Consider the following 5261-nt stretch of genomic DNA (forward strand, 5'->3'; position numbering starts at 1 on the left):
GGAGTTGGGTCCGGGTGCGGCGTTGACCGCGATGGTCCAGGACAACCTGCCCGAGACAGCGGCGGGGCAGCGGTCGGTGTGTGTGGCTGGGTTGCGTCGTGAAGGTGCTGAGGTTGAGTCGTTGCTGCTGGCGGTGGCTCAGGCGTTCACCGCTGGGGTGGGGGTGCGGTGGCCGGCAGTGTTCGCCGGCGTTCCCGCTACCCGGGTCGACCTGCCGACGTATGCGTTCCAGCGGGAGCGGTTCTGGTTGCAGCCGGCGATGTCGTCTGTCGGCGATGTTACGGCGGCGGGTCTTGGGGCTGCTGGGCATCCGTTGTTGGGTGCGGTGACGGCGTTGGCTGAGGGTGAGGGGGTGTTGTGGACCGGCAGGCTGTCGGTGCGTACGCATCCGTGGCTGGCTGATCATGTGGTGGCTGGTGCGGTGTTGTTCCCTGGGACCGGGTTTGTGGAGTTGGCGGTGTGTGCGGGGCAGGAAGCCGGGTGCGGTGCGCTGGAGGAGTTGACGTTGCAGGCGCCGTTGGTCCTGCCGCCGGACGGTGCGGTGCAGGTGCAGGTGTGGGTCGGTGGACCGCAGGAGGAGTCGGGTCGGCGGCCGGTCAACATCTACTCCCGCCCCGACACCGGTGAGAACGACGGCGATGGTTGGGTGCGTCACGCCACCGGTGTGGTGTCCCCGGTGGTGTCGGCGCCCGCGTTTGATCTGACCGTGTGGCCCCCGCACGGTGCGGTGGCGGTGGACGTCGACGGTTTGTATGAGCGGTTGGCGGAGATTGGGTTCGGCTACGGGCCGACGTTCCAGGGCCTGCAGGCCGTGTGGCGCCGCGATGCCGAAGTCTTCGCCGAGATCGCCCTGCCCGAGCCGGCTGCGCAGGACGCCGGCCTGTTCGGGATGCACCCGGCCCTGTTGGACGCGGCGCTGCACCCGGCCCTGCTTGATGCTGGTCTACCCCATGGCGATGACGGGTTGCGGTTGCCGTTCGCGTGGTCGGGGGTCTCGGTGTTCGCTGCCGGCGCCGCGGTGTTGCGGGTGCGGTTGACCCCGGTAGGTGATGACGGGCTCTCGCTGGACGTGGCTGACGGGGCCGGGGTGCCGGTGGCGGTGGTGGAGTCGCTGGTGGCCCGCCGGGTCACCACTGAGCAGCTCGCCACCGCAGCTGGTGGTGGGGCGTTGGCGGATCGCCTGTTCCAGGTCGATTGGGTGACGTCGACCGGTGTCGGGTCGGTGCCGGCGTCGGCGCGGTGGGCGGTGCTCGGCTCGGATGGGTCGGGGTTGGTCGGGGCGTTGCAGTCCGTCGGGGCGGGGGTGCAGCAGTATCCGGATCTGGCCGGGTTGCGGCAGGCGGTCGCTGGTGGCGTGCCGGTGCCGGATCTGGTGCTGGCCGCGGACATCCCGGTGCGTGCTGATGGTGAGGTCGGCGAGCGGGTGCGGGCGGTGACGGGTTGGGTGTTGGAGCTGGTGCAGTCGTGGCTGGCCGATGACCAGCTCGGCACGGCCCGGCTGGTGGTCCTGACCCGCAACGCGGTCGGCGTCGATACCGGTGCTGGTGTCGATGTGGTGCAGGCGCCGGTGTGGGGGTTGGTGCGCGCGGCGCAGTCGGAGAACCCGGACCGGATCGTGTTGGTGGATGTGGATGCCCGTCCGGCGTCGCCGCGGGTGTTGCCGGCGGTGTTGGGTGGGGATGAGCCGCAGCTGGCGATCCGTGATGGGAGTGCGTTCGTTCCCCGGTTGGTGCGGACGGCTGCCGACGCCATGTCGGTTCCTGTGGCTGCGTGGCGGCTGGATGTCTCCAAGCGGGGGGTGCTGGAGAACGTCGGGCTGGTGCCGCATTCGCCGGCTGATGAGCCTGTTGAGGCTGGTCAGGTTCGGATTGCGGTGCAGGCGTCAGGGGTCAATTTCCGTGATGTTCTGAACGCGTTGGATCTGTATCCGGACGGTCCGGGACCACTGGGTTTGGAGGGTGCGGGGACGGTCGTCGACGTCGGTGCCGGGGTGACCGATGTTGTGGTCGGTGATCGGGTGATGGGGCTGTTCGTGCAGGGCCTGCACTCGGTGGTGACCACGGATCATCGGCTGGTCGTGAAGATTCCTGCTGGGTGGTCGTTCACGACAGCGGCGTCCGTGCCGGTGGTGTTCTTGACGGCGTACTACGCGCTCATCGACCTGGCTGGGTTGCGGGCCGGTGAGTCGGTGCTGATCCATGCTGCCAGCGGCGGTGTGGGGATGGCAGCGGTGCAGTTGGCGGAGCATCTCGGCGCTGAGATCTTCGGGACTGCCAGTGCGGGCAAGACCGAAACACTGCGAGCACTGGGACTCGACGGTGACCATGTCGCATCGTCACGGACGCTGGACTTCGAACAGCAGTTCCTGACGGCCACGCAGGGCCGGGGTTTCGACGTCGTGCTGAACTCCCTGGCCCGGGAGTTCGTTGACGCCTCGCTGCGGACCTTGCCGGCGGGCGGTCGGTTCATCGAGATCGGCAAGACCGATATCCGGGACGCGGAACAGATCGGCGCGGCGCATCCCGGGGTCCGGTACCGGGCGTTCGACCTGTTCGAGGCGGGGCCGGACCGGATCCGGCAGATGCTGACCGAGCTCGTCAAGCTGTTCGAGACCGGAGCGCTGCGGCCGCTGCCGGTGTCGGCGTGGGACGTGCGCGATGCTTACCAGGCGTACCGGTACATGAGCAACGCCCGGCACGTCGGCAAGATCGTGCTGAGCGTGCCGCGGGGTATCGACGTGCAGGGCACGGTGCTGGTGACCGGCGGGACCGGGGGTATCGGGGCGTTGGTGGCCCGGCATCTGGTGGCCCGGCATGGGGTGCGGCATCTGGTGTTGACCAGCCGTCGGGGAAGTGATGCCCCGGGCGCGGTGCAGTTGCAGCAGGAGCTGTCCGGGTTGGGCGCGCAGGTGCAGGTCGTGGCGTGTGACGTCGCTGACCGGGATGCGGTCGCGGCGTTGCTGGCTGGCGTGGCGGTGGATCGGCCGTTGACGGCGGTGGTCCACGCGGCTGGGGTGTTGGACGACGGGGTGGTCTCGGCGCTGACCCCGCAGCGGATTGACGTGGTGTTGCGTCCGAAGGCTGACGGGTCGTGGCATCTACATGAGTTGACCCGGGACATGGATCTGTCGGCGTTTGTGTTGTTCTCTTCGGTGGCGGGGACGCTGGGGTCTGCTGGTCAGGGGAACTACGCCGCGGCGAATGCGTTCCTGGACGGGTTGGCGCACGCCCGTCGGGCGGCGGGTCTGCCTGGGGTGTCGTTGGCGTGGGGGTTGTGGGAACAGGCCAGTGGGATGACTGGTCATCTCAGCGAGGCGGATCTGGCGCGGATGAGCCGTTCGGGTGTGACGGCGTTGACCGCGCAGCAGGGCCTGGAACTGTTCGACACCGCCGTGCAGGCCGGGCTGTCCGCACCGGCGAACCTCGTCCCAGCCCTGCTGGACGCCAAAGCGCTACGGTCGACCGGGACCGGTCCGGTTCCGGGGTTGTTGCGGGCCTTGGTGCGGCGGACGACCCGCCGCCAGCTGGCTACCGTTTCCGGGGGTGAGTCGGTGTTGTCCCGGCGGCTGTCCGGGGTCACGGCGACAGAGCGGCAGGCGGTGGTCCTGGACGTGCTCCGGGGCGAGATCGCCGCGGTGCTGGGCCACGCCGGCCCCACCGCGGTGGACCCGGAGCGGGCGTTCACCGAGGCCGGGTTCGACTCGCTGACCGCGGTGGAGCTCCGCAACCGGCTGGGGACTGTGACTGGGTTGCGGTTGCCGACGACGTTGGTGTTCGACCACCCGAACCCCACCGCGCTGGCCGCCTACCTGACACAGCAGATCGCTGGGACGGCTGAGGCGAAGAGTATCGCGACGGCGCCGGTGTCGGTGTCGATGGATGAGCCGATCGCGATCGTGGGGATGGCGTGCCGGTTGCCGGGAGGTGTGCGGTCTCCGGAGGGGTTGTGGGATCTGGTCGCGTCGGGTGGTGACGGGATTTCGGAGTGGCCGGTTGACCGGGGCTGGGATATGGAGAGGCTGTTCGACCCGGATCCGGATCGGTCGGGAACCAGTTATGTGCGGGACGGCGGGTTCCTGTACGACGCTGCGGACTTCGATGCGGGGTTCTTCCGGATCAGCCCGCGTGAAGCGTTGGCGATGGATCCGCAGCAGCGCCTGCTGTTGGAGATGGCGTGGGAGGCGTTTGAACGGGCGGGCATCGACCCTGGCTCGCTGAGGGGCACGGACACCGGGGTGTTCGCCGGCACCAACTATCAGGGCTACGCCGAGCAGCGATTGGACCAGGGACAGAGCCTCGAGGGGCACTGGCTCACCGGCACCGCCGGGAGCGTGGCATCGGGTCGTTTGGCGTACACGTTCGGTTTGGAGGGGCCGGCGGTCACGGTGGACACGGCGTGTTCGTCGTCGTTGGTGGCGTTGCATCTGGCGTGTCAGTCGCTGCGGCAGGGCGAGAGCTCACTCGCGCTGGCCGGCGGCGTCACCGTAATGGCGACACCAGTCATGTTCATTGAGTTCAGCCGGCAGCGGGGGCTGGCTGTCAACGGGCGTTGCAAGGCCTTCGCCGGGGCCGCGGATGGCACGGGGTGGAGCGAGGGCGCCGGGCTGTTGCTGTTGGAGCGGCTGTCCGACGCGCAGCGGTTGGGGCATCCGGTGCTCGCGGTGGTGCGCGGCAGTGCGGTGAACCAGGACGGTGCGAGCAATGGCTTGACCGCACCGAACGGCCCCTCGCAGCAGCGGGTGATCCGGCAGGCATTGGCGAACGCGCGCCTGTCGCCTGGTGAGGTGGATGCCGTTGAAGCGCACGGCACCGGGACGGTGTTGGGTGATCCGATCGAGGCGCAGGCGCTGCTCGCGGTCTATGGGCAGGAGCGCGACGATCGGGAGCCGTTGTATCTGGGGTCTCTGAAGTCGAACATCGGTCATACCCAGTCTGCGGCCGGGGTGGCCGGTGTGATCAAGATGGTGCTGGCGATGCGGGCTGGGGTGTTGCCTGCGACGTTGCACGTGGATGAGCCGACGCCGCATGTTGATTGGTCGTCCGGTGCGGTGCAGTTGTTGACGGAGGCCCGGTCGTGGCCGGAGTCCGGGGGGCCGCGTCGGGCCGGGGTGTCGTCGTTCGGGATCAGTGGCACCAACGCGCACGTGATCCTGGAGCAGGCCCCCACGGCAGAAGAACCGAACCCTTCATCGCTGTCGGGTGAGTCGTTGCCGGTGTTGGCGGGGTCGTTGCCGGTGGTGCCGTGGGTGTTGTCGGGTCGTA

1 protein-coding gene is annotated in these 5261 nt (G+C 69.0%); it reads left to right on the forward strand.

From position 1 onward, the window contains the following. Positions 1-247 precede the first annotated feature (247 nt). Positions 248-5261 (forward strand): SDR family NAD(P)-dependent oxidoreductase (locus ACFPIJ_RS64080; RefSeq protein ID WP_380129388.1); only part of this gene is annotated, 5014 nt, incomplete at its 3' end.

It is taken from the genome of Dactylosporangium cerinum (assembly GCF_042653625.1).
GTDB classification, from domain to species: Bacteria; Actinomycetota; Actinomycetes; order Mycobacteriales; family Micromonosporaceae; genus Dactylosporangium; species Dactylosporangium cerinum.